Below are 24,846 nucleotides of genomic sequence, written 5' to 3' on the forward strand. Positions count from 1 at the left end.
TCTGCCATGAAATATTATCTCATAGCCGGTGAAGCTTCGGGGGATTTGCACGCATCCAACCTGATGCGTGCCATTCAGCATGCGGATCCGCAGGCTGATTTCCGTTTCTTGGGCGGAGATTTGATGAAACGGGTAGGAGGAACCTTGGTCAAACATTACCGGGAAATGGCGTTTATGGGTTTCATCCCTGTGCTCATGAACCTGCGTACCATACTCCGCAATATGCAGGTCTGCCGGGAAGACATCCGTCAGTACCGGCCGGATGTCGTTATCCTGATTGACTATCCCGGTTTTAATCTGAAGATAGCCAAGTATGTGAAGACTGTTCTCCATATACCGGTACATTACTACATCTCACCGAAAATATGGGCCTGGAAGCAATATCGCATCAAGGATTTCCGGAAATATGTAGATCATCTCTATTCCATCCTGCCCTTCGAACCGGCCTTTTTCCACCGGTTGAATTACGAGGTAGATTATGTCGGTAATCCTTCCGTCGATTCCGTCTCGAATTATCAGATGAGAGAATCGGTCGGAAGATCTACGTTCTTCCGGATGAACCGATTGGCCGACAAACCCATCTTGGCCCTGTTGGCCGGTAGCCGTAAACAGGAGATACGGGATAATCTGCCGGTGATGCTGCGGGTGGCCGCCCGTTTCCCGGAATATCAGCCGGTCATCGCCGGAGCTCCGGGAATTGATCCGGAATATTACCGGCAATATACTGATCCGTCTGTACAGATTCTGTTTCAGCAGACCTATCCGCTCTTGCAGCATAGCGACGTGGCTCTCGTTACATCCGGAACGGCTACGCTTGAGACAGCCCTGTTCCGCGTTCCGCAGGTGGTTTGCTACTACGTACCGGCCGGACGCCTCGCTACCTTTATTTTCAAGCATTTTTTCCATACGCCTTATATTTCGCTGGTCAATCTGATTGCCGGAAAAGAAGTCGTACAGGAACTCTTCGGTGAACGCTTCTCGGAAAAAAACATTACGACAGAATTAGGACGGATTGTATATAACAAGACCTATCGGGAAAAGATGTTGCAGCATTATGATGAGATGATCCGGATTTTGGGAAAGCCGGGAGCCTCACGCCGGGCAGCCGAACTGATCGTCGGGCGACTGAATCATTAACTTTTTTTACACCCGGTTATGCAGCGAATCAGCTGTGTGCTACATCTTTCATAATAGAAAATAAAATTTTAGGGAAAATACAATTATGAAATTCTGGAAGTACACTTTGTTGATGTTGACGGCGATGTTGAGTCTGTTCGGATTCAGTGCCTGTCAGGACGATGATGATTATTCATTGGATAAATTTGCGATTGAAATCATGACGGTAGTACCTGACGGAAGTACGTACTATCTGCGTCGGGATAATGGCGAAAAGCTATGGCCGTTTGCTACCAATTGTCCGGGCTATAATTTCTCGAAAACGAGAGCTCAGGTCAATTATACCATGTTGTCTGATTCCATTCCGGGCTTCAGTCACGGAATAAAGATAAACTGGATAGAAAATATCCTGACTAAAAATATCTCACCTTACCTGGTCGCAGAAAATGATTCCGTTTATGGGACAGATCCGGTAGAAATGTTGGCGATGGCGATCGGAGACGGTTACCTGAACATCCGTTTTGCTGCCAATTTCGGCAATACAGGCATTAAACACCTGATCAGTCTGATACCGACTCAGGCAGATAACAGTGATCCTTATACATTGGAATTCCGCCACCAGGCATACGGGGATGGCGCTTTATATGCAGCCGAAGGACTGGTGGCCTTTGACCTTTCATCGTTGCCCGACACGGGAGGAAAAACGGTGGATCTGGTGATTAATGTGAATACGTTCGATGGTGAACAGTCATACAAGCTGGCTTATAATTCAGATCCGGCCAGTATGTATTCAGAACCGGAAGAAGTTATTTCATCTGATGACATCAGTAAAAGCATTCATTGATATATAACCTTCCCACATAACTTTTTTATCATTTATTAGTTCTGGCGCAAGACATCGTGAGATCTCTTGCGCTTTTTTATAGCCAGCCGTTTTCCTTGTACCAGCGGATACTTTCTTCCAATCCTTTCCGAAGCGGATATTCCGCCTGGAATCCCAAGTCGTGCTGCAATGGCGTAATGTCACAAATCCAGTTCCGCTGCTTTAATATCTGGTATTTGTCGCTGTTCAGTGTCATGCTTTTATGGAACAGTCGTCCGATTCTTTCCGACACAATACAGGCGGCATGCACTACGGGTAACGGAACCCGGGCATGCAAGACATGCTTTTTCTGCAGCAGTTCCTGGATCAGCCGGGCAAATGAAGCATCGGTATGTATGTCGCCATCTGCTACAAAATATTCCCGGTTCAAGATCTCTTCTTTCTCAAGAGCCGATAAAGCAACCCGGGCCAGATCTTTCACATAAATAAACGTAATGCGTTGTGGAACTTTTCCTACAGCCAAATCCAACCCTTGCTGAACGCTTTTGATTTCCAGGAAATAATCTTTCTCTCCCGGACCATAGACACCTGTCGGACGCAGAATCACATAGGGAAAAGCAGTCTGCTTCCGCAGATAATTCTCGGCCAGTAATTTACTTTTTCCGTAGTCTGTATTCGGCGTCTGCGGGTCACTCAGTTTAATCGGGGAGAAACCGGTCTCGTCTCCAATACCATAACTGCTGAGACTGCTCATCAGCAGGAACTTCTGTGGTGAGCAATGACGGGCCAGCGCGCCGATAAAGCGACGTGTATTCTCGGCATTTACTTCGTAGAAAAGAGCCTTGTCAGTCGTTTTGGTCAGTCCCGCATTATGGATGACATAGCGCCAGCCTCCATGTTCCTGAGCAAAGGCTTCCAGCTGCTTGTCCAATGCCTGTTCGTGTGCATAATCCAGGTCGATAAAACGGATCCGTTCATCCTGCAGATGCTGCCGGCTGCTATGTGCCCGGACTCCAGCCCAGACTTCATAGCCCCGTTTCAACGCTTCTTCCACTAAAAAGCCTCCGATAAAACCGCTGGCTCCCGTAATCAATATCTTATCAGCTCGTTTCATTCTTCGTTATTCCTCATATAAAAAACATAATAATACCACAGCAGACCTACCCAGTTCAGGACGACAATCGTCAGCATCCAGAGTAACTTCTGCTTCCGGTCGATAAACGGATTCTGGGAGACGGCCTTGCAACCGAACAGAATGACGGCAATACCGGCTATCATACCTAATTCCGGGATTCCGATAAAAGCTAAAACGGATGAGTACATGGTTCAATCGGTTGTATGTTCATGATTCTTCAATACACGATGAGGCAGATTTCCATGGCCGATCAGTTCGATCGGGCAGGCATATTGTTTATCCAGCCACTCCGATGAGATATTTGATCCTGCATGATAATGCAGAGATTCATTCACACAGGCGATATTCTTCACCATGGAAAGCACCGTGCCGATATCGTGCGATACCAGGACAATGGCACTCTCGCGGTTGATTTCTTCGAGCAGTGGATAGAATTTCGATTCAAACCGTTTGTCTACATACGAATTCGGCTCATCTAAGATCAGAACCTGCGGACGCGATACGATGGAACGCCCGAGCAGGACACGCTGTAACTGTCCGCCGGAAAGTTCGGCTATCGAATGCTTCTGCACGTCTTTCAGTCCCATCTGTACGATGACCTCTTCAATCCGTTCCCGTTGTGCCGCTGTATAAGACCGGAACAGGGGCTTTTCCGAGGCTAATCCGGAAGCCACCACTTCCTGTACGGAGATTGGGAATTTCCGGTCGATATTGCTCATCTGGGGCAGATAGCCGATCTTGATGCCATCAGCAGGTTGGCCCTGGTGATAAAAACGGATATCTCCGGCTTTCGGAGGCAGCAAACCCAAGATGACTTTCAGCAGCGTGGTCTTTCCGCCACCGTTCGGTCCGATGATTCCTAAGAAATCATGATCCCAGACCGTCAACGAAACATCCTTCAAGACGATTTTCCGGTCATAACCGGCTGTTACCTGTGTCAATTCAATCAGCTTGTCCATCTTTTCCTGCCAATATAGTTGCCAAACGAATCATTTCATCATGCCAGTTATAACTCAGCGGATTGATTTTTACCAGTCGGCATCCGGTCTCTTTCGCTATCAGTTCGGCATTCTTCTGGTCAAATTCCTGCTGCACAAAGACGACCTTCGCTTTCGACTGGGCAGCGGTCTCGATCAATCGCTTCAGCTGTGCCGGCGACGGCTCTTTACCGTCCAGTTCGATACAAAGCTGCTGCAATCCGAACTCACGGGCAAAATAGGTCAGCGTCGGATGATAGATAATAAAAGCCGAACCCGCCAACGGCTGCAACAGCCGCTTCATTTCAACCGCTGTACTGTCTATTTCTCCGATCAGGCGCTGATAACCGGCCTGGTAAGTTTCCTGGTTTTCCGGGTCAAGTTTGACTAAAGCCTGACAGGTGTTCTGGGCAATCACCTTAGCGCCGGAAATAGAAGTCCAGATATGAGGATCGACCGACCCGTGATGGTGGTGATGCGCTTCCTCTCCCTCATGCTCTTCTTCCTGGTTCTTGATCAGTTCCATTCCTTCCGAAAGGTCAAAGACGCGCATATCCGGATTCTGGCTTTGCAGATTTTTCATCCAGGCCTGTTCAAACCCGATTTCTCCGATACGGAAATAAGCCTGGCTCCGGCTGATCTGAACCATCTGCTGAGGTGTCGGATCGTATGTTTCCGGGCTTTGTCCGGCAGGTGTTACACAATAAACCTGAAACAGGTCTCCGGCTATCTTTTCTACAAAATACCGCTGCGGCTCGATGGTGACAGAGATCATCCGTGTTCCTCCCTCTTTCTTCCCCTGGCAGGCCGACAGGCCGACGATGGCCAACAGCAAGCATATCCAATAAGGTATCCTCTTCATAAATAAATATTTTTGGCAAAGATAGGAATTTTATTCTTTGGGTTTGGCGTGAAGGTGGCAAAAGGTCGCTCGCCTGTTAAAAATACAAAAATATGAATTTATATAGGGTTACAAGTTATGTATCCTTTTTCTAATTTTGCAGCGAAAATAAAGAACGGCACAAAGCGTTATGATTAATTTTATTTCTATTTCAATCCGTTATAAGAACAAGATCCATGATTTCCATTCATGGGGTGCTGCCGCTTTGATTTAGTCGTTGTCCTTCCTTTTATCTTTTTATTTTCAATTAATCGTATCATCTTAATCCATTTTGTTTATGAGCAATCTCAAGACGCTCATAGTGCTTTGTTGTACGGCACTATGTAGCCATGGCCTGCGTGCCCAGCAGCGAGTGATGGGTATCGAAGAGCTGTTCCGTCTGGCCGATGAAAACAGCCAGAGTATTCAAACGTATAAGACCGGGAAAGAAGTAGCCGACGAGGCCCTGAAAGTAGCCAAAGCCCAACGGCTGCCGGATATCAATGCTTCTTTATCGGCCAGTTACTGGGGCGACGGCAAGTTATGGGACCGCGATTTCAGTCATCCTACGTCGATCGACATGCCGCATTTCGGCAATAACTTTGCCCTCGAAGCGGAACAGGTCGTTTATGCCGGTGGAGCCATCACCAGTGGTATCAAGTTGGCTGAGTTAGGAAAACAGATGGCCGATTTGTCCTGGCAGAAGAACCGTCAGGAAATCCGTTTCCTGCTGACCGGCTATTATCTGAACTTATACAAGCTGCATAATCAGATTCAGGTCTTGCAGAAGAATCTGGAACTGACGGAAGAGGTGATCGCCAACATGAAAGCCCGCTGCGAACAAGGTACCGCCTTGGAAAATGACATCACCCGTTATGAACTGCAACGGGAAACCCTGAAGTTGCAACGGACGCAGGTGGAAGATGCCTGCCGTATCATGAACCACCAGCTGGTAACAACCCTACATCTGCCGGAAGAGACAATTCTGATTCCGGATACCACCTTGCTCGACCAGCAAATCCGGACATTAGCTGAAGAAGACTGGCAGAAGATGGCGGCACAGTCTAATCTGGACCTGCAACAGGCACAGGTGGATATTCGCATGAATGAGGCCAAAGTCAAACTGGAACGCTCGGAACGTCTGCCTAAAATAGCCGTAGTCGCTGCCGAACATCTTGACGGACCGATTACCATTGAAGTCCCGGTACTGGACAATAACTTCAATTACTGGTATGTGGGCATTGGCATCAAATACAATATTTCTTCCCTGTTCAAGAACAACCGTAAGCTCAAACAGGCCCGGCTGAATGTCCGTAAGGCTGAAGAGACGCACCGTCTGGCTCAGGAACAGGTGGAAAACGCGGTGCAGGCGGCCTATGTCAATTTCCTCACGTCGTTTACCGACTTGCATACGCAGATGAAGAATGTGGAGCTGGCCGACCAGAACTACCAGGTCACGAACAACCGGTACGAAAACGAACTGGCTTTGCTGACCGATATGCTTGATGCCAGCAGCACCAAGCTCAGCGCCGACCTGAATCTGGTCAATGCCCGCATCAATGTGGTTTATAACTTCTACAAGATGAAGTATGTGACGCATACCTTATAATATCCGATTACTAACATAAAGACTAACAACAAGAATTATGGCTACAAGAAAAGTTCAGAAACTGATTTATAATACCGTTATCATTTGTCTGCTGGCAGGCGGACTTATTTATGTGTGTTCCCGTTTTATCCATTTAGGGAATGTGGAATATACCGACAATGCCCAGGTCAAACAACACATCACTCCGGTCGATACCCGCGTTCAGGGCTTTATCCGGAAGATTTATTTCGAAGAATATCGTCCGGTGCGGAAAGGCGATACCCTCGTGGTGATTGAAGACGCCGAATACCGCCTGCGCCTGGCTCAGGCCGAAGCGGATCTGGCCAATGCTTTATCCGGACAACAGGCCATGAATGCCGGTATTGCTACGACGCAGAATAATCTTCGGGTAAACGATGCCAGTATCGAAGAAGTGCGGGTACAGATGCAGAATGCCAAACGCGAACTGGACCGGTATGAAAAGTTACTGCGGGAAAAAGCTGTTACCCGCCAGCAGTATGATAATGTCAGGACGGCTTACGAAGCGACCAAAGCCCGGTATGATCAGGTTTCGCGCGCCAAGCAGTCTACTTCATTGGTAAAGAGTGAACAAACCCACCGTCTGGGGCAGAATGAAGCGGCTGTCCAACTGGCAGAAGCAGCCGTCGAACTGGCTCGTCTGAACCTCTCGTATACCGTCATCGTAGCGACGTGTGACGGCGTAACCGGCCGGAAGGATATCCATGAAGGACAGCTTGTCCAGCCCGGGCAGACGATGGTTGATATCGTAGATGCCAGTGACCTTTGGGTGATCGCCAATTATCGGGAGACACAGCTGCCGCATATTACGGAAGGCGCTCAGGTGACTCTCACTGCCGATGCAGTTCCGGGTGTTGTCTATACCGGTACTGTCGAATCGATTTCTGATGCCACAGGAGCTGCCGTCTCTCTGGTTCCACAGGATAATGCGACGGGCAACTTCGTCAAGGTAGAACAGCGCGTGCCGGTGCGGATCAGTCTGCAGGGCAACGATCCGGAGAATCTGAAGCGCCTCCGTGCCGGATTCAATGTAGAATGTAAAGTGAAATACTGATCATGGGAGCACCACAGTTAAACGGTCCGTTTACCATGCCGATGTTCCGGGCTTTTGTTCCCCGGAAAATACAGCCCTGGATCTACCTCTTCATGGCTTTCACCTTTCAGCTTTCGGGAGGTATCTATTTAGGGACGCTCAACGAGATGATGGGTGAAACGACATTGATGCGGGAAGACCTGATGATGTGCCTGTACTGCAATCTGGCTGGTATGGCCATCTATTTCCCGATTTTGTTCCGGATGAAGTTCCGCTTCACCAACAAGACGTTGATGATCGCCGCGGCTTCGGGGGCTTTGATCTGCAACCTGCTGGCTCCGCATATTACCTTCTTGCCCCTGTTGTGGGCTGTCTGCTTCGTTGAAGGTATCTGTAAAATACAGGGAACATTCGAGTGCATGTCGAATATCCAGTTATGGATGACGCCGAAGCGGGATTTCACCGTATTCTTTCCCGGTCTGCATGTGGTTATTTTGGGCAGTATGCAATTGGCCAACCTGTTGTCTACTTCTTTCATGTATTATTATCACTGGAGCTATATGCATCTGTTCATCAGCGGACTGATGTTGGTCGATCTGCTGATTCTGTATGGCTGTACCCGCCATTTCCGGATCATCAAGAAGTTACCGCTCTTCGGAATCGACTGGCTGGGCGCCGTGCTTTGGGCTACCTTGCTGCTCGAAGTAGCTTATTTGTTCAACTACGGCGACTGGTATGACTGGTGGGACAGTCCGGTGATTCGCCGGCTGACGGTAGCCATCTTCATTACCCTGTTCTTCTGCATCGGCCGTATGCTGTCGATCCGTCATCCGTATATCGAGCCGAAGATGTGGACGTACCGTCATCTTTTCCCCATCCTCATTCTGATTACCCTGGTAGAAGCTTTTCTGGCTACCGAGCATGTGTTGGAAGATGTCTTCCGCGGAGAGATCATGAAGTATGAGGCCATGGTGAATGTGCAGCTGAGCTGGTTTGTCCTGGCAGGCGTCCTTTGTGGCTGTGCCTTTGCTTATTGGTGGATGCACATCCGGCGCTACAACTACCTGCGCCTGATTATTGTCGGGATCATTGCCTTGGCCGGTTATTTAGGCGGTTATTATTTCCTGCTCACAACCGAGATTCCGATATCCGACCTTTATCTGCCGTCAGCTCTGCGTGGATTTGCCTATGCGGTTCTGAGCGCCACCTTCATGGTCTGCCTCGAAGAGATCATGACATTCCAGCATTTCTTCCAAGGTCTGAGTGTATTCAACATGCTGCACATGGTAGTAGGCGGTGTAATGGGCGCAGCCCTTTATACCCAGGGATTTTCTTATTACATGGCCGACAACATGGCACGCTACGGCGCGGCTGTCGACCGGGTTGCCTTCAGTCAGTCGCCTTTCCCCTTTGGTCATTTTATCGAAGGATTTGCCGAGCAGATGATGGAGATCAGCATCAAGCAGCTGTACGGTTGGGTTCTGTATGCCTGTCTTTTCCTACTGCTTCTCTTCCTCATCTACGATGCGCCCATCCGTCGTGAACTGAAGCCGATGCCTTCGTGGCGAGGATTGCGAAAAGAAGTGGCCGATGCTTTCAAAAGGGAAGGAATGAAAAAGTAAAATTTGTTTCGTAGAAAAAGGTAGGCAGGCATTGAAAAATAGCTGCCTACCTTTTCTTCAAAACACGCCGGCTTTTTATCAAAATACGCCGGGAATGAATGAATATACGCCGGCTATTTTCATATCCTCGAAAAGGGGGATTTTGTGTTACAAATCCAATCGTTTCGTCCTATAATCCATATATTTTGGAAAATAATGCAAGTTTTTTCTTGTTGATTCAGAAAACCTCTTTATCTTTGCAGTGATTCCGTAGCGAACAGCGGTTCGCATCGTGCGGTTTCATACATATTATGTAAGCATTTTACGAAGATTATTCCTAAGTATAAAATCTGGAAAATTTTAAGTCAAACGGAATAATGGACAGTAAATGCTTGCGCTGACTACGTATATAAAAGAGTGTCTGCCATTGTTATGGACGGACTGTATTATATCGTATAAGCGCGGGCTGTTGTTCTATTATTGTTTGACGGGCGATTTCCAGATGCCTATACTTAAATAATAGACAGCCAGCCCGCGTTTTTTTTATGTCTGTTCATAATGATTCGCGGGGGTTGTTGGACCCTTCGTAAAATTAGTTGTTGAATTTTTATAACTCATTTATTAACAATTAATTTTATTCATTATGAACAAAAAAGTACTTACGCTTTGTGCGGCGATGTTGCTGAGTGGCTCGTCTCTAGTTTATGCTGGAGATTATGTCAATAATGGAATCTCGGGCACGAATTGGCAGACTGAATTGAACGCATTTATGGGAGGTGATAAACCTGTAACATTGTCTGCTGATGGTTTGAAAATGACAGTTAATGATGAAGTGACATTTTCAGATCAAAGAAATTTTTTATTGATTGACAAAGATAATTTTGTTTTGGATGGTAATCATCAAACATGGAATGGACGTATCGTTATTACAGGAGAAAATGTTACTATTAAGAATTTAAAGATAAACTATAAAAATGTAATGATTTCTCCAAACGCAGGAGAGGATGGAACTGTTATTGAAAATAAAAGTGCCATTACTGTTTTTGCTTCTAGGGTTAATCTTATTGATAATGAGATTACAGTAAGTAGTTCAGACCCGAATGACGCTCATGTTGCAAATGGAATTTCAATTTATCCGTTGACATCAGATCCTGTATTTATTATTACTGGAAATACTATTAATAATGCAAATGAAATTGCTAATGGAGATGAAATTTGGCCTGATTCACCTGCATTTGGTATTGAAATAATCGGAAATATACCAGGAGAAGCAAATAATGGTTATACCTACTTTACTAGTAAGAGTGGAAATAGTGGTTCTGCTTCTAATGTGAATTTTTCTAATTCGAAAATTTCTGATAATAAAATCAATAATGCTGCTATTGACTATGCTTATGTAGAAGCACATGGGGTGGTTTCACAAACTAATCCAAATGGAGATAGATTTGAGGTAGTTACGATTACTAAAAGTCAAACTAACGATAAGGCCTTTAATAAGACTTTGAAAAATGCGGCTGACAATGCAATAATTACACTTGTAGGATTTACTTATGATGAAATTCAGAATAAAGTTAATGATCTTGATTTAGCAGGGAAAGACTTTACTATTATTTCAGGTAGTTATAATATTGCAGTTGGTAATCCTAACCAAGTGGATAATGGTAACACAACAGTCAAAGTTGATGGAGTTAGTGAAACACAATGGGGTAATTATGAGTCTTTTAAATCAGACGGAACGACAGATAAAGTCGTGTTAGTTTTTAATGGTGCTACGGTAAAAGCATTTAAAGATGCTGCAGGTAATGTTTCTTATACTATGGGAAATTATGATCCTAATAGTACAAATGGAAACGTAGCTTCTCAATATTTCTTTACATTGACTCCATATGAGCTTAGTGCGGACGAATATGAATTACGCTTGAAAGATTGTTATGGCAATTTTGTTAAAGTCGATGGTCAGTATGTGACAGTTGAAAATGTAAATGTACAAGTAAACAGTGATGGAAATTACGAGTACAAATCATCTGTAACAGGTAATGACTGGAAAGAAATGGATGGTGATAATACCGTATTCCCGACAGACTTGGAATTGAAGGCTGGAGATAAGTGGGTAACAATTGATGAAAATGGTTCGTTTGCGACTATTTCACCAATTTTCTTAGCTCACACTTTTGGTATTGCAGATATCCAAATCGCTAATGTATATGCTTCTACATTATTAAAACGTTACGGAGAATATTTCACGATAGACATTACTTACAAGAAAGATGAAGTAGGTCAGACAGATTTGACTAGCATTTTTGAAGGTAATTTGTGTCCAATGGAAAGAGTTGAATATACTTCAGGGGAGGCTACTTATATAAAAGCAAATCCTTGGGCAACCTCATTTATGTTAGTAAATGAAAAGGGTGAAATCTTAGCTGTAAATAAGAATGAAGATGATCGCTTGTCAGAAGGTTCCAACAATCATGTTTATCCATTGACAACGATTACTCCACATGATTATGTAGTAGATCAAGCTGGGGATAAAAACTATGTAACAACTTTCTACTTTGAATATACTCCAGGCAAAGATGTGTCAGAGGTAACGGAGATTACTAATATTTATGCCTGGGATGCTGTTGATCGTAAAGCATTAGAAATAGGTTGTTATTTAGATAAAAAAGTTCCTACTTTGGTTGCTAAAGATGGAGCTGGATTGCTTGATGTAACTATTGAACTGAACAAGGGTTCATTGGTAGATGCTGCATCTTGGTTGAATCAACCAGCATATTATACTGTAGAAGTACTGAATAAAGCTAAGGATGCAGCTCACAAAGGTCAAGTTTTAGGCTTGAATGAAAATGGCGCTATTGATTATGTTGCAGCTACGAAGACTGACATCAACAGACCGGAAGGACAGTTCGCTATTTCTTACAATGTCAATACTGGAAACTATGACTTTACAAACCGTGAAACAGGAGAGACTGCTTGGTCGTTGTTGATGGGAGATCGTTTGTATAAGATCAGTTCTACTGAATTTGCATATTTGCATGGTAGCCACATGGATACATTGGCAATCAAACCAGTTACTACTTATAAGTCTTATGATGGATTCAGACGCTATTCTGCTGCTGATTTGAACAACAACACTTACAACATTGCAATGAACTTGTTGGATGAATCATTCTTGTATGTAGTAGAAAATCATGACGACAAACATCGTATCGGTTTGGATCGTGAAGAAGCTACTGAATGGCGTATCGAAATTCCGACTGTCAAATTGTTAGATGCTGCCGGAGCTCAGAAGGCATTGGTTGCTGATACTGTAAAAGTACCTGCTACGATTAAATATTGGAAAGATAATCAGTGGGTTTACACAAATGATAAAGACAGCAAGAATGTAGATGGTTCTTATAAATATTATGATCCTAACACTGTATTGGAAATCTGTACATATATCTTAAAGAATACAGATACTGATGAATACATGAGTGGTTCAGATGATGCTGAAGAAGAGGCAAATACTTACTACTATTGTCCTTATGAAACAGTGGCTACTCGTATCGCTTTGAAATTAGTAGGTGATAGTACAGTTAATTTGGTCCCGGTTTATGGTTATTACTATAATTGGTATAAGGGTTCTTCAATGAAAGAATCTGATTATAATGCAAATTATTACTTAAGTCTGAGTCGTTCTAAGATCATCGGTGGAACAACTTCTGCTACAGGTGTATTGAAAGATGTAGATTTGTATGAAGCTACTTCTAATGATCTGTTCGTAATCAATGAAGCCGCTGCTCCTACTTACAAGAAGATGGAACAAGGTCAGAAGATCGTTATCTCTCGTGTAGAGAACAATGACGAAGTAATTTATGAAAAGGGTGAATTTGCAGGTATTGACAATATCAAGGCTTATACGGATATTAATCCTACATTGTATGTTGATACAGCTTATGTAAACCGTGAAGGTAACTATCGTTATGAATACCTGTTGGGTGTAAATATCAACCGGGTAGATACTGTTGACGATTGTGGTAATCCAAATCACGAACATCCACGTACAGTATTTACTGAAGGTCGCTTCTTGGTAAATATGCGCGATTCTGCTGAAGTTGAAGATGAAAAGAATGTTCATAACAACAAGTTTGAATACGATGGTGAAAGCAAGTTGGCATTCGTTTCAGGTTATCACCAGAATGATACATTGTATATCACAGACGAAGCTGGTAAGGTTATTGCTAAATCTGAAGTAGGTAATGCCGCTCCTCACTTTGCTAAGTTCGCATTCAAGATGATCAATGAAACTAACAATGAATTTGTTATTGAAGTTGGTGAATCTGCAGCTAAGCAATATGTTTCTAAGAATGGTAGCTGGACAACTGTAACAAATGTAGAAGCTTCAAGAGGTTATCTGAGATGGCACAATGGTAATTTGGTTGTTACTCCGTACTTAGACCAAGCAGAACACTTCACCATGGAAGCTAGCGACAAAGAAGCTACCGCTAACGAAGCAATCTCAGCTGGTAATGTAGTAGTAGCCGGTACAAACGGTGCAGTAGTAGTTAAGGGTGCTGAAGGTAAGAACGTAATCGTAAGTACAATCTTAGGTAAGGTTGTTGCTAACGAAGTAGTTTCTTCAGACAACGCTCAGATCACTGCTCCGGCTGGTATCGTAGTCGTATCAGTTGACGGTGAAAGCTTCAAGGTAGTCGTTAAATAATTGACGATTAACTATTGATGAATCATAAAAATTGCGGCGGGATTATTCCCGCTGCAATATAAGATATATTGAAATTATGACCCACCGTCGGTAGTAAATCTACCGTTAGAACAAGTACCTCGTGAGAGCGAACGTGGCGTTAATAAATAGATTGATATGAAAAAAGTTAATAGTCATGAGCCGCTTCAGAACGCACATTAAAAAAATCCAGGAGTGCCAATGAAGGAAAGGTAAGTAGCCTGCGAAGGTGAACAAATGACATTAGTATTAATAATAGTGTAATATAAAGTTTATGTTCTATCAGTAACCCTGTGAAGAGTAAACATAGAATCTCAAAAAATGAAATCCCTGTCGTTCGTTTGGGCGGCAGGGATTTTTTTATGTTTGTACTTCATTCGTAAAGAACGGGTCTTGCTTTTTCAAGTAAAAAATGTATCTTTGTCTATCCCGCTATTGGGACAAAACATCAAAAGACCTTTGCTATGAGAAAGAGCGTATTTATCAATCCATTTGTGGATCGGGGTTTTAAGATTCTGTTCGAAGATAATAGTAGAGGCGTAGCGTGCTGCGCCTCCTGTCGGCAGACCGGGAAATAACGGCTAAAAGAGAAAGAACAATCCTTCGTCAATGCCAGATTAAGGCAATGCCGTTAAAAAAGTTTTCCGTCAATTATGTGGTATAACGCCTGCTGGAGGCGCAGCACGCTGCGCCTCTACTGTCATAAGGCCAGTTATCTTCCACAAAGACAGAATCTGAATGCGAGACCCCATTGGATTATTGGTTGTATAATTTAAAACATATGGAACAGTTGGAACATTTATCATTCAAAGGTCAGAAAGCCTTGTTTGCCCGCTTGGAAGAATTGGCACGTATCGCCAATATGAACAAGAAGGAACGGGCAGAATATGAGGCTGCCCTAAAAATATACCGGGATAATGAGAATGTTGTTACGACGGCAAGGAGAGAAGGAATCCAAATCGGTGAAAAGCGAGGCTTGGAAAAAGGCCGAAAGGAAGGACGGGAAGAAGGTCGTGCAGAAGGCATATTAGCAACCGCCCGCCTGATGAAACAGAATGGCATTTCTTTCGAGCAGATCAAATTGTGTACGGGATTGACTGATGCAGAAATCGAAAATCTATAGAATGGGTTGAGGCGCAGCGTGCTGCGCCCAACTCTCCTATTCAATTCTCATTTACAGATAATAAGCTGTTACTTCCTTCCGAAATCAGCAGGAATTTCTCCCCAGGCTGATGTCTCCCATTTATAAATAGGTGTAGTATAGGTATTCTCTTGCAGCCATTTTTCGGCTCGGGCAATCAGGTCGAATATTGGTTCGTTTTCGGGCAGACGCTCCAATAACGTCTTGCATTTCTTGTTCTTCACCCAGGAAATCGCATTCCTACTGTCTGAATAGATCGGGATCTGGCAGTTCTTCTGTTTGAGAAGGGCCAGTCCGTGTACGAGGGCCAGGAATTCGCCTACGTTGTTGGTACCTTTGGGCATGGGGCCGACCCGGAAGATTTCCTGTCCGGTAGCCGTATAGACACCGCGGTATTCCATGTCGCCGGGATTGCCGCTGCAGGCGGCGTCTACCGCCAGACTGTTGTTGATGGGACGGCCGATGACCGGCGTCTTTTCCTTCATCATCTTCTCGAATACCATCCGTGGAGTCGGATTCTTTTGAATATACTGCTCATATCCGTTGGCATACGCTTCTTCGGCGGCTTCCCGACTTTCAAAGGCCTTGTATTTGGCGTCTGAATAGCCTTCTACTTGTTCTTTACAATCATCCCAGTTGTTGTACACACCGGGATGTTGCCCTTGCCAGACAACATAGTATTTCCGCGTTTTTGCCATAGATTATATCCGAGAGTTTTGATAAATATTACAAGGAAAACCTTTATTCAGGCGGTATTCCGGATGCAATGTTACTAATTTTTTATAAGATGCGCAACCTCTTCAGATAAGCTTCAGAAAAACTTTAGCAACAAGTTTATCAAATTCGGGCGAATAAACTTTGAGGTTTTAAGAAAAAAAATCTATTTTTGCATAAATTCAAAGGATAATGAAATGAAACGTATTTTTCTCATGGGATATATGGGAGCCGGCAAGACAACCGTCGGGAAAAAGTTGTCGAAACAGCTGAATCTCTCCTTTATAGACCTGGACTACTATATAGAAGGGCGTTATCATAAGGAAATACGCCAGCTTTTTGCAGAAAAAGGAGAGGAGGCTTTTCGGGATATCGAACGGCGGATGCTGCATGAGGTGGCTTCGTTTGAGGATGTGCTGATATCTACCGGGGGCGGAACTCCCTGCTTTTTCGATAATATGGACTTTATGAACAAAGCGGGAACGACGGTCTATCTGAAAGTATCGGTCGATGAACTGGCCAACCGCCTGGAAGTCTGCAAGCAGACGCGACCCGTCCTGCGGAACCGGAGCGGTGAAGAACTGAAACAGTTTATTGGAGAAAGCCTGGAGAGCCGCAGCCCTTTCTATGAGAAGGCTCAGATCATCTTTGATGCAGAGCAGATGATGACGGAGCAGGATATACAGGCGATCACTGACAAATTGATGGATTTGCTATAAACCAGTTGGATATGAAAAACACGACAGACAACCCTTCACAACAGTTTTACATTCCTCAGGAGTTATTGCAGGAACTGGGCAAGATGAAGAACACGCTGGTTATCGGAATACCCAAAGAACGGAACCGAGGTGAAAAACGGGTGGCCCTTACGCCCGAATCGGTCGAGATCCTGACCAGTTACGGACATCATGTCTATGTAGAGAGCGGAGCCGGACTAGGCATCAATTATTCTGACAATCATTATTCGGAGGCTGGAGCAGAGATTGTGGCGACTCCGGCAGAAGTATTTCAGGCAGACCTGATCGTGAAGATTCTGCCTCTATTGCCTGAAGAAGCCTTGTTGATGCGTCCGCGTAGCAGTGTCTTCTCGTTTGTTCCCCTCCGCCAGATGAGTGCTGAGACCTATCAGGTCCTGATGAACAAACGGATTACGGCTTTAGCCTATGATTTCCTGAAAGACGAGAAGCTGATGTACCAGCCGATTATGAGTGCGATGGCCGAAATAGAAGGTTATGCTTCAATCAGCATCGCATCGGATCTGTTGAGTAACAATCACGGCGGCAAAGGTATTCTGCTGGGAGGAGTTGCAGGTGTTTCCCCTACGGAGGTTGTCATTATCGGAGCCGGAAATGCCGGAACAAATGCCGCACGGGCAGCGTTGGCACTGGGCGCTTCGGTAAAGGTGTTCGACAATAATATCCAGCGGCTGCGCCAGATACAGCGGACCCTCGGGGTTTCCCTCTTTACTTCCAACTTTCATCCGAATGTATTGCGGAATGCCTTTCAGAGTGCCGATGTCGTGATCGGGGCCCTGCACAACGATCATCCGCAACATAGGTATGTGATAGCCGAAGGACTGATCGAGACGATGAAGAAAGGCGCGCTGATCATCGACCTCCGGATGAATCAGGGAGGATGCTTCGAAACGACCTGCTGCCTGTCGGCCGCAGATCCGGAAGTATTCGAACAGCACGGCGTCTTGCATTTCTGCAAGCCCTTTATCAGTAATTATGTGGCACGCACCGCATCGATGGCCTTCAGCAACCTGCTCATTCCGGTACTGACGGAAATCGGTGATTTGGGAAGTCTGAAGGCGATGATACAGTATAATCCGGGCCTCAAGCAGGGAGTTTATCTGTATTCGGGAAAACCGGTGAATGATTACATATCCAATCATTTTAATCTCAGATCAAATAATATTGATATCTATTTGACCGCTTTTTAGGAAATATCATTCTTTCTTATTTTCTTTGTAGGTCTTTAATTGATAACAGCGATTAAGTAAAACAATATCATGACAGAACAAACTAAAGTAACGACATTGGAAAAGGTAGTGGTACGCTTCTCCGGAGATTCTGGAGACGGTATGCAATTGACAGGTACCATCTTTTCAAACCTGTCGGCAGTTTTCGGAAATGAAATCTCTACATTTCCCGATTATCCGGCAGAAGTGAGAGCTCCGCAAGGAACATTAAGCGGCGTTTCTGGTTTCCAGGTTCATCTGGGGTCCAAGAAAATCTTTACTCCAGGTGAGAAAGCCGATGTATTGGTGGCTATGAACCCGGCAGCATTGAAGGTGAATGTGACGCACATTAAACCGAACGCCATTGTCCTCATTGATACAGATTCTTTCCAGAAAAGCGATCTGGAAAAAGCCCAGTACACAACGGATGATCCATTCAAGGAATTGGGACTGACACAGGTACAGATCGTGGCAGCACCTATTTCGACGATGGTTCGCGACGGCCTGGTTGATTTTGGACTGGACAACAAGTCAGCCCTGCGTTGCAAGAACATGTTTGCCTTAGGTCTGGTATGCTGGCTGTTTGAACGTCCGCTCGATGAAGCCATGCATATGCTGCAGAACAAGTTCGCTAAGAAACCGGTGATTGCTCAGGCCAATATCAAGGCACTGACCGACGGTTACAACTACGGACATAACATCCATGCCACTGTTTCTACCTATCGTATCGAAAGCAAGAAAGCGCTTCCGGGTACGTATATGGATGTCAATGGAAACAAGGCTACTTCATATGGTTTGATCGCCGCTGCTGAAAAAGCTGGTTTACGTCTTTTCTTAGGTAGTTACCCGATCACTCCGGCTACTGATATTTTACATGAATTATCTAAACGCAAGGACTTGGGCGTTATCACGGTACAGGCTGAAGATGAAATTGCCGGCGTTTGTACGGCTATTGGTGCCAGCTTTGCCGGTTGTCTGGCTGCTACTTCTACTTCAGGTCCTGGTCTGGCTCTGAAGAGTGAGGCCATTGGTTTGGCAGTGATTGCCGAAGTTCCTCTGGTTGTCATCGATGTACAGCGTGGTGGTCCGTCAACGGGTATGCCGACTAAGTCTGAACAGACTGACTTGTTGCAGGCTTTGTACGGACGTAACGGTGAATGTCCGGCTGTTGTCTTGGCTGCCTGCACGCCGACCGACTGTTTCGATGCTGCCTTCTGGGCTGGTAAACTGGCTGTAGAACACATGACACCGGTTATCTTGTTGACAGATGCCTTCATCGCCAACGGTTCTTCTGCATGGCGTCTGCCGGAATTGGATAAATATCCGGAAATCAAACCGAATTATGTTTCCAATTACCACGAAGAGAAACCTTGGAAACCGTATCGCCGTAATCATGAGAGCATGGTTCGTTATTGGGCGGTCCCGGGTACGGAAGGATTTACCCACCGTCTGGGTGGTCTGGAAAAAGACTATGAAACCAGTGCAATCTCAACGGATCCACAGAACCACCAGCGTATGGTGAAAGCCCGTCAGCAGAAGATCGACAAGATTGCCGACTATATTCCTGAATTGAAGGTGGTAGGCGACGAAGATGCTGATTTGCTGATTGTCGGCTGGGGTGGTACCTACGGTCACCTGTATGAAGCTATGGAAACGATGCAGGAACAGGGTAAGAAAGTAGCTTTGGCACACTTCAAGTTTATCAATCCGCTGCCAAAGAATACGGCTGAAGTATTGATGAAATACAAGAAAGTGGTGGTAGCTGAGCAGAACAACGGACAGTTTGCCAACTATCTGAGAAGTAAAGTAGACGATTTCAATCCGTACAAGTTCGACCGTGTGGAAGGTCAGCCGTTCGTTGTATCTCGTCTGGTAGAAGAATTTACTAAAATATTGGAGGCATAAGATAATGGCAACAGAAGAAAAAAAATATCAACCGAAAGATTATAAAAGCGATCAATACGTCCGCTGGTGTCCGGGGTGTGGAGACCATGCCGTATTAAATTGTTTACATAAAGCGATGGCAGAAGTGGGCGTTGCTCCGCATAATATGGCTGTCATCTCAGGTATTGGCTGTTCATCCCGTCTGCCTTACTACATGAATACGTATGGTTTCCATACGATTCACGGACGTGGCGCAGCAATTGCTACGGGTGTCAAGACGGCTCGTCCGGATTTAAGTGTCTGGTTGATCACGGGTGATGGCGACTGTCTGGCTATCGGTGGTAACCACTTCATTCATGCAGTTCGTCGTAATGTCGACCTGAACATTGTATTGTTCAACAATAAGATTTACGGCTTGACAAAGGGGCAGTATTCTCCGACATCCGACCGTGGATTCGTTTCCAAGAGTTCTCCTTACGGAACAGTGGAAGATCCGTTCATCCCGGCCGAACTGGCTTTGGGAGCTCGCGGCAACTTCTTTGCCCGTGCCATCGATGTGGATTTGAAGAATACTACGGATATCCTGGCTGCTTCAGCCCGTCATAAAGGGGCTTCTGTAACCGAAGTATTGGTTAACTGTGTTATCTTCAACAATGGTATCCACAAGCAGATTACGGATAAGGAATTCCGGGCAGATCGGACTATTTTCCTGCGCCATGGCGAAAAGATGATCTATGGTGCCAATAATGACAAGGGTATCGTGCTGGACGGATTGAAACTGAAATCGGTTACAATTGGTCAGGATGGTTATACGCTGGATGATGTGTTGGTACATGATGCTCATTGCAAGGACAATACCCTGCACATGATGCTGGCCATGATGGGTGGCGACATGCCGGTTGCATTAGGTATCATCCGTGATGTAGAAGCTCCTACTTACGATGAGGCTGTTCATCAGCAGCTGAAAGAAGTTCAGGAAAAGATGCCGTGCCGTACACTGGATCAGTTCCTGAGAAGCGGCGAGACTTGGGAAATTAAGTAAAGACAGGCTTTGCCTATATACGCAGGCACGGATTCTGCGGAGACACCCGGTTTCAATACCGGGCAATCTGCGGAATCCGTGCTTTGTTTTTTTACATGAAAACCATATCTTTGCCAGACATGTAATTCATTTTAGTAACACATAGTAGAAAGGAGAGTGGTATGATAATCAGGAAAAGTTTAGGATGGATGCTGTTATTGGTATCCGGTATGGCCTGTACGAACCGGCCGGCAGATACAGGTTCTCGAAGTCTGGATTTCCCTCCGGCAGAAGTGAAGGCAAAACAGGCAGAGGATTCAATTGCTGTTGTCACGGGTAAACTGGTAATTGGGCATGAGGTCTGTTCTTTTGTGGTGGATGGAGACTCGGCTGAATATTGGTTTATCGACCGTTCCGGCAAAGTCCAGCAGGAATATGAACGGATCGTTCCCGAAGGTATCAAGAGCTATACGCCAGTACGGGTGGAGATGAAAGTAAAATACCTGGGAAAATCGGATGAAGGTTTTGCGGCAGAATATGATGGTGTTTATGAAGTATTGGAGCTGTTGAAAATGGAGCTTTGATCTGGCTTCACCTCATGTCATGAGATAAAAATACCCGGTATGAGTCCTGTTTTCTATGAAAGCGGCCCGTACCGGGTATTTTTGTATTTTGTATCTTTTTCCTTTAGGGGTTCATTGAAATCAGGTACTTGGAAAAGCCCGATGATTCCAGGATATTATATCCGGTTGAATCGGATGAACAGATCAGGAAATATTCGATTTCAGGCAATTTCTGTTTCAGCTTTTCAGCACCTTCCGAGCCTAACACCATGCAGGCCGTTGCACACGCATCTGCTAACATGGCAGTTGGGGCAATAACGGTCGCACTCAATACATCCCGCTGTACCGGACAACCTTCGCGCGGGTCGATGGTATGGGCATATTTCTTACCGTCCTTGATGTAGAAGTTCCGGTAATTTCCTGAAGTAGCCATTCCGCGGCGTCCGTTGTTACGGGCTGTTTCTGCCGTCTGTCCTTTCGGCCACAGATGGATCGTCGCCTGCAAGTCCTGGTTCAGTCCGGTGCTGTCGTCGACCGGACGGGTGATTCCCAGTTTCCAGTATTCTCCGCGCTGGTTGATTCCCTTCGTAACAATCTCCCCACCAAATTCAACCATGTAATTCTGAATACCCTTCTTGTCGAACAGGTCGGCTATCATGTCGCATACCGTTCCGTCGGCCAGCGACGAACAGTTCAGGATCAGGCGCGGATCATCCTTCACGATGTCCTGGCCATTGAGATGGATCTTCTGGTAGCCGATAAACTGCTTCACACTGTCGATATGGGCGGGAGTCACACTGTCTTTCTTGCTGAAACCGAATCCCCAGAGGTTGATGAGCGGAGCACAGGTAATGTCGTAGGCTCCATCGGTATAGGCAGAGACGAGCATGGCCGTACGGAAAAGAGAACGGAAAGTGCTGTCTTCCACCTGCGTCAGCTGGTTCCGGTTGATCTGTGAAACTACCGAAGTCGAATCGAAGGCATTGAAGAGGTAGTAAAAACGCTCCAGTTCTGCCTGTATTTCACCGTCGAGTGGCTTGTCATACTGATACTTGATATGATACGGAGTATGCAGGCGACCGCTATACGTATAATACATCTGAGAAGCCCGCTGGCAGCTTCCGAATGACAGAAGTACCAGCAGGGTTATTGTTAGTAATGTTGCTTGTTTCATACATTAAAATTCTGAAGTGAAATGGAATTTGATATCCGGAAAATCCTGCTGGGCCATCATCAGCACATAGTTGGAATCGGCCAGGTAGACATTGCGTCCTTCCTTGTCGACCGCCATATACTGCGCTTTTCTCTTCTTGAAATTCTCCAGCATGGCCGCGTTGTCGCTCTCAATCCAGCAGGCTTTGTAGAGGCTGATCGGCTCCCAGCGGCACTGGGCTCCGTATTCGTGCAGCAGGCGGTACTGGATAACCTCGAACTGCAACTGACCGACGGTACCGATGATCTTCCGTCCGTTGAACTGGTTGATGAACAACTGGGCAACACCTTCGTCCATCAGCTGTTCGATTCCTTTATTCAGCTGTTTGGCTTTCATCGGATCGGCATTCTCAATGTATTTGAACATCTCCGGCGAGAAGCTGGGCAGTCCCTTGAAATGCAGGTCTTCGCCAGAAGTCAGTGTATCTCCGATCTTGAAGTTGCCTGTATCCGGCAGACCGACGATATCGCCGGCATACGCTTCGTCTACCACCTCCTTCTTTTGGGCCATGAACGCCGTCGGACTGCTGAAACGCATCATTTTTCCAAAACGAACATGCTTGTAGTTGACATTTCGTTCGAATTTACCGGAGCAGATCTTGACGAAGGCGATACAACTACGGTGATTCGGGTCCATATTGGCATGAATCTTGAACACGAAGCCACTGAAAGTATCTTCATTTGGATCGACAACCCGTTCGATGGCCTGTACCGGACGAGGAGAAGGGGCGATCTGGATGAAGCAGTCCAGCAGTTCCTTCACTCCGAAGTTGTTCAGAGCTGAGCCGAAGAAAACGGGAGCGATATCACCAGACAGGTAGGTGTTTACGTCAAATTCGGGATAGACGCCCTCTACCAATTCGAGGTCCATACGGAGTTTTTCGGCTTGTGCCGGATCAATGTAGTTTTCCAGTTCCGGACTGTTGATATCCTTGAATTCAACATTCTCGGTTACGTACTGCTTGCTGGGTGTATATAAGTTCAGCTTCTGTTCGTAGATGTTGTAAACCCCACGGAAACGCTGTCCCATGTCGATCGGCCAGCTCAGGGGGCGAACCTTGATGTGCAGTTCTTCCTCGATTTCGTCAAGCAGATCAAACGGGTCCTTACCGTCGCGGTCCATCTTGTTGACAAACACGATGACCGGCGTTTTCCGCATGCGGCACACTTCCATCAGTTTGCGGGTCTGTGCCTCGACTCCTTTTGCCACGTCGATTACGATGATGACGCTGTCGACAGCCGTCAGGGTACGGAAGGTATCTTCGGCGAAGTCCTGGTGACCCGGAGTATCCAGAATGTTGATTTTATGACCGGCATAATCGAATGCCATGACCGAAGTAGCCACCGAGATACCACGTTGTTTCTCGATTTCCATCCAGTCTGATGTAGCTGTCTTTTTTATCTTGTTTGATTTTACCGCTCCAGCCACATGGATGGCACCTCCGAAAAGCAATAACTTCTCGGTCAATGTTGTCTTACCGGCATCCGGGTGACTGATGATTGCAAATGTTCTTCTTCTTTCAATTTCTTCGGTGTATTGACCCATTTTTTCTGTTCTTCTTATTTCGTGATTACATTCATATTCTCCAAACATTTCCGGAGGCTCTCTTCCCAGTGCGGAATCGTCAGACCATAAGTTGCCTTGATCTTCTGCTTATTCAGTACACTGAAATGCGGACGAACCGCTTTAGTCGGATAATCTTTTGATTCGATGGGAAGTACCCGTGCTTTCAGACCAGCCAGCGAGATGATCTTGACGGTAAAGTCGTACCAGCTACAGACACCTTCGTCTGAGAAATGATATATTCCCGGCTGATAGTTTCCCGCTTCGGCCTGTTCCAGTATCGTCAGCAAGGCCTGGGCCAGGTCGGTGGCATAGGTAGGAGTGCCTACCTGGTCGAATACCACCCGGAGTTCTTCCCGCTCGGCTCCGAGGCGCAGCATGGTCTTGACGAAATTATTCCCGTATTCCGAATACAGCCAGGCTGTCCGTACGATAATGGCATCCGGACAAATGTCGAGCAGGGCCGTTTCCCCGGCTCTCTTCGTCGAGCCGTAGACCGATTGTGGATGGGGCGTGTCTGTTTCCTGATATGGTACGCAGGCAGTACCGTCGAATACGTAATCGGTCGATACATGCAGTACCTTGGCTCCACAGCTTTGGGCAGCCCGGGCCAGATTGACTACGGCATCCCGGTTGATCTGCTCGCAGAGCTCCGGATTCTCTTCGGCTTTATCAACAGCCGTATACGCCGCACAGTTTACAATATAATCTACCGGATGGGCCTGGATAAAGGCATCCACGCTTTCAGCCTTGCAGATATCCAGCGAATCTACATCGGTAAAAAGGAACTGAAAGCGGTTGTAGGAGGTGGAAAGGTGGTGGATAGATGTACCTAACTGTCCGTTTGCTCCGGTTACCAGCACTGTTTTCAT

Annotated in this window: 19 protein-coding genes and 1 pseudogene; 12 read left to right on the top strand and 8 right to left on the bottom strand. The window is 45.8% G+C overall.

Translation table 11 applies throughout. The features are described from left to right. The first annotated feature begins 6 nt into the window (after positions 1-6). Both lpxB and NEE14_RS12675 read left to right on the top strand, forming a co-directional pair. Positions 7-1,137, top strand: a complete 1,131-nt coding sequence (gene lpxB / locus NEE14_RS12670) for a lipid-A-disaccharide synthase (protein ID WP_251967359.1) — start codon at positions 7-9, stop codon at positions 1,135-1,137. Positions 1,138-1,222: 85 nt separating this feature from the next. Next, entirely contained in the window at positions 1,223-1,960 is a 738-nt protein-coding gene (locus tag NEE14_RS12675; RefSeq protein WP_251967358.1) for a NigD-like protein, read from the top strand. Positions 1,961-2,036: 76 nt separating this feature from the next. Here the strand turns inward: NEE14_RS12675 and NEE14_RS12680 are convergent, their stop codons facing one another. Genes NEE14_RS12680 through NEE14_RS12695 form a run of 4 tightly spaced genes read right to left on the bottom strand, consistent with a single transcriptional unit; the run spans position 2,037 to position 4,913 of the window. Continuing rightward, on the bottom strand, positions 2,037-3,053 hold the full coding sequence (locus NEE14_RS12680; protein ID WP_251967357.1) for an NAD-dependent epimerase/dehydratase family protein: 1,017 nt from the start codon (positions 3,051-3,053) through the stop codon (positions 2,037-2,039). Next, positions 3,050-3,262, bottom strand: coding sequence for a hypothetical protein (locus NEE14_RS12685; protein WP_251967356.1), 213 nt, complete (start codon positions 3,260-3,262; stop codon positions 3,050-3,052). Before NEE14_RS12685 ends, NEE14_RS12680 begins: the two co-directional genes overlap by 4 nt. A gap of 3 nt (positions 3,263-3,265) precedes the next feature. Further along, the gene (locus NEE14_RS12690) at positions 3,266-4,033 is read right to left on the bottom strand and encodes a metal ABC transporter ATP-binding protein (RefSeq protein WP_251967355.1); all 768 of its coding nucleotides are present in this window, start codon (positions 4,031-4,033) and stop codon (positions 3,266-3,268) included. Then, positions 4,017-4,913 (bottom strand): metal ABC transporter solute-binding protein, Zn/Mn family, encoded by an 897-nt coding sequence (locus tag NEE14_RS12695; RefSeq protein ID WP_251967354.1) that lies wholly within the window; start codon positions 4,911-4,913, stop codon positions 4,017-4,019. The genes NEE14_RS12690 and NEE14_RS12695 overlap by 17 nt, the downstream gene beginning before the upstream one ends. A gap of 316 nt (positions 4,914-5,229) precedes the next feature. On the opposite strand from NEE14_RS12695, the gene NEE14_RS12700 reads away from it, so the two are divergent. From NEE14_RS12700 to NEE14_RS12720, 5 genes and pseudogenes are all read left to right on the top strand, one after another. Next, a complete protein-coding gene (locus NEE14_RS12700) occupies positions 5,230-6,540 on the top strand; it encodes a TolC family protein (protein WP_251967353.1) in 1,311 nt (436 codons plus the stop codon). Positions 6,541-6,577: 37 nt separating this feature from the next. Further along, positions 6,578-7,612 carry an HlyD family secretion protein gene (locus tag NEE14_RS12705; RefSeq protein ID WP_251967352.1) on the top strand — a complete coding sequence of 345 codons (1,035 nt, stop codon included), beginning with the start codon at positions 6,578-6,580 and terminating at the stop codon, positions 7,610-7,612. A gap of 2 nt (positions 7,613-7,614) precedes the next feature. Further along, positions 7,615-9,213: a hypothetical protein gene (locus tag NEE14_RS12710; protein WP_251967351.1), complete on the top strand. Its 1,599-nt coding sequence runs from the start codon at positions 7,615-7,617 to the stop codon at positions 9,211-9,213. A gap of 622 nt (positions 9,214-9,835) precedes the next feature. Then, the gene (locus tag NEE14_RS12715; protein ID WP_251967350.1) at positions 9,836-13,894 is read left to right on the top strand and encodes a DUF6383 domain-containing protein; all 4,059 of its coding nucleotides are present in this window, start codon (positions 9,836-9,838) and stop codon (positions 13,892-13,894) included. Positions 13,895-14,645: 751 nt separating this feature from the next. Then, positions 14,646-15,035, top strand: a pseudogene (locus NEE14_RS12720) (PD-(D/E)XK nuclease family transposase); the annotation flags it as partial. Positions 15,036-15,103: 68 nt separating this feature from the next. Here the strand turns inward: NEE14_RS12720 and NEE14_RS12725 are convergent. Beyond that, entirely contained in the window at positions 15,104-15,751 is a 648-nt protein-coding gene (locus tag NEE14_RS12725) for a viroplasmin family protein (protein WP_251967348.1), read from the bottom strand. Between the two features lie 213 nt (positions 15,752-15,964). Between NEE14_RS12725 and NEE14_RS12730 the strand changes: the two genes are divergently transcribed. The 5 genes from NEE14_RS12730 (at position 15,965) to NEE14_RS12750 (ending at position 21,219) form a co-directional block, all read left to right on the top strand. Further along, positions 15,965-16,486 carry a shikimate kinase gene (locus tag NEE14_RS12730; RefSeq protein WP_251967347.1) on the top strand — a complete coding sequence of 174 codons (522 nt, stop codon included), beginning with the start codon at positions 15,965-15,967 and terminating at the stop codon, positions 16,484-16,486. Between the two features lie 11 nt (positions 16,487-16,497). Next, positions 16,498-17,712 carry an alanine dehydrogenase gene (locus NEE14_RS12735; protein WP_251967346.1) on the top strand — a complete coding sequence of 405 codons (1,215 nt, stop codon included), beginning with the start codon at positions 16,498-16,500 and terminating at the stop codon, positions 17,710-17,712. Between the two features lie 69 nt (positions 17,713-17,781). Next, complete coding sequence (locus NEE14_RS12740) at positions 17,782-19,635, top strand: 2-oxoacid:acceptor oxidoreductase subunit alpha (protein WP_251967345.1); 1,854 nt, start codon at positions 17,782-17,784, stop codon at positions 19,633-19,635. 4 nt (positions 19,636-19,639) lie between these two features. Next, the gene (locus NEE14_RS12745) at positions 19,640-20,656 is read left to right on the top strand and encodes a 2-oxoacid:ferredoxin oxidoreductase subunit beta (protein ID WP_251967344.1); all 1,017 of its coding nucleotides are present in this window, start codon (positions 19,640-19,642) and stop codon (positions 20,654-20,656) included. Positions 20,657-20,817: 161 nt separating this feature from the next. Further along, complete coding sequence (locus NEE14_RS12750) at positions 20,818-21,219, top strand: hypothetical protein (protein ID WP_251967343.1); 402 nt, start codon at positions 20,818-20,820, stop codon at positions 21,217-21,219. Positions 21,220-21,322: 103 nt separating this feature from the next. Here NEE14_RS12750 and NEE14_RS12755 read toward each other — a convergent pair whose 3' ends face one another. The 3 genes from NEE14_RS12755 to rfbD are packed head-to-tail and all read right to left on the bottom strand — an operon-like array spanning position 21,323 to position 24,846. Beyond that, on the bottom strand, positions 21,323-22,372 hold the full coding sequence (locus NEE14_RS12755; RefSeq protein WP_251967342.1) for an FAD:protein FMN transferase: 1,050 nt from the start codon (positions 22,370-22,372) through the stop codon (positions 21,323-21,325). 3 nt (positions 22,373-22,375) lie between these two features. Then, the gene (locus tag NEE14_RS12760) at positions 22,376-23,956 is read right to left on the bottom strand and encodes a peptide chain release factor 3 (RefSeq protein WP_251967341.1); all 1,581 of its coding nucleotides are present in this window, start codon (positions 23,954-23,956) and stop codon (positions 22,376-22,378) included. A gap of 14 nt (positions 23,957-23,970) precedes the next feature. Beyond that, positions 23,971-24,846 carry a dTDP-4-dehydrorhamnose reductase gene (gene rfbD / locus NEE14_RS12765; protein WP_251967340.1) on the bottom strand — a complete coding sequence of 292 codons (876 nt, stop codon included), beginning with the start codon at positions 24,844-24,846 and terminating at the stop codon, positions 23,971-23,973.

The sequence above is a fragment of the Parabacteroides sp. AD58 genome (assembly GCF_023744375.2).
In the GTDB taxonomy this organism is placed as follows: domain Bacteria; phylum Bacteroidota; class Bacteroidia; order Bacteroidales; family Tannerellaceae; genus Parabacteroides; species Parabacteroides absconsus.

Excerpts from the sequence above, each read along its gene's own strand:
- lpxB (WP_251967359.1), top strand. The coding sequence starts at position 7 with ATGAAATATTATCTCATAGCCGGTGAAGCTTCGGGGGATTTGCACGCA.
- NEE14_RS12675 (WP_251967358.1), top strand. The coding sequence starts at position 1,223 with ATGAAATTCTGGAAGTACACTTTGTTGATGTTGACGGCGATGTTGAGT.
- NEE14_RS12680 (WP_251967357.1), bottom strand. The coding sequence starts at position 3,053 with ATGAAACGAGCTGATAAGATATTGATTACGGGAGCCAGCGGTTTTATC.
- NEE14_RS12685 (WP_251967356.1), bottom strand. The coding sequence starts at position 3,262 with ATGTACTCATCCGTTTTAGCTTTTATCGGAATCCCGGAATTAGGTATG.
- NEE14_RS12690 (WP_251967355.1), bottom strand. The coding sequence starts at position 4,033 with ATGGACAAGCTGATTGAATTGACACAGGTAACAGCCGGTTATGACCGG.
- NEE14_RS12695 (WP_251967354.1), bottom strand. The coding sequence starts at position 4,913 with ATGAAGAGGATACCTTATTGGATATGCTTGCTGTTGGCCATCGTCGGC.
- NEE14_RS12700 (WP_251967353.1), top strand. The coding sequence starts at position 5,230 with ATGAGCAATCTCAAGACGCTCATAGTGCTTTGTTGTACGGCACTATGT.
- NEE14_RS12705 (WP_251967352.1), top strand. The coding sequence starts at position 6,578 with ATGGCTACAAGAAAAGTTCAGAAACTGATTTATAATACCGTTATCATT.
- NEE14_RS12710 (WP_251967351.1), top strand. The coding sequence starts at position 7,615 with ATGGGAGCACCACAGTTAAACGGTCCGTTTACCATGCCGATGTTCCGG.
- NEE14_RS12715 (WP_251967350.1), top strand. The coding sequence starts at position 9,836 with ATGAACAAAAAAGTACTTACGCTTTGTGCGGCGATGTTGCTGAGTGGC.
- NEE14_RS12725 (WP_251967348.1), bottom strand. The coding sequence starts at position 15,751 with ATGGCAAAAACGCGGAAATACTATGTTGTCTGGCAAGGGCAACATCCC.
- NEE14_RS12730 (WP_251967347.1), top strand. The coding sequence starts at position 15,965 with ATGAAACGTATTTTTCTCATGGGATATATGGGAGCCGGCAAGACAACC.
- NEE14_RS12735 (WP_251967346.1), top strand. The coding sequence starts at position 16,498 with ATGAAAAACACGACAGACAACCCTTCACAACAGTTTTACATTCCTCAG.
- NEE14_RS12740 (WP_251967345.1), top strand. The coding sequence starts at position 17,782 with ATGACAGAACAAACTAAAGTAACGACATTGGAAAAGGTAGTGGTACGC.
- NEE14_RS12745 (WP_251967344.1), top strand. The coding sequence starts at position 19,640 with ATGGCAACAGAAGAAAAAAAATATCAACCGAAAGATTATAAAAGCGAT.
- NEE14_RS12750 (WP_251967343.1), top strand. The coding sequence starts at position 20,818 with ATGATAATCAGGAAAAGTTTAGGATGGATGCTGTTATTGGTATCCGGT.
- NEE14_RS12755 (WP_251967342.1), bottom strand. The coding sequence starts at position 22,372 with ATGAAACAAGCAACATTACTAACAATAACCCTGCTGGTACTTCTGTCA.
- NEE14_RS12760 (WP_251967341.1), bottom strand. The coding sequence starts at position 23,956 with ATGGGTCAATACACCGAAGAAATTGAAAGAAGAAGAACATTTGCAATC.
- rfbD (WP_251967340.1), bottom strand. The coding sequence starts at position 24,846 with ATGAAAACAGTGCTGGTAACCGGAGCAAACGGACAGTTAGGTACATCT.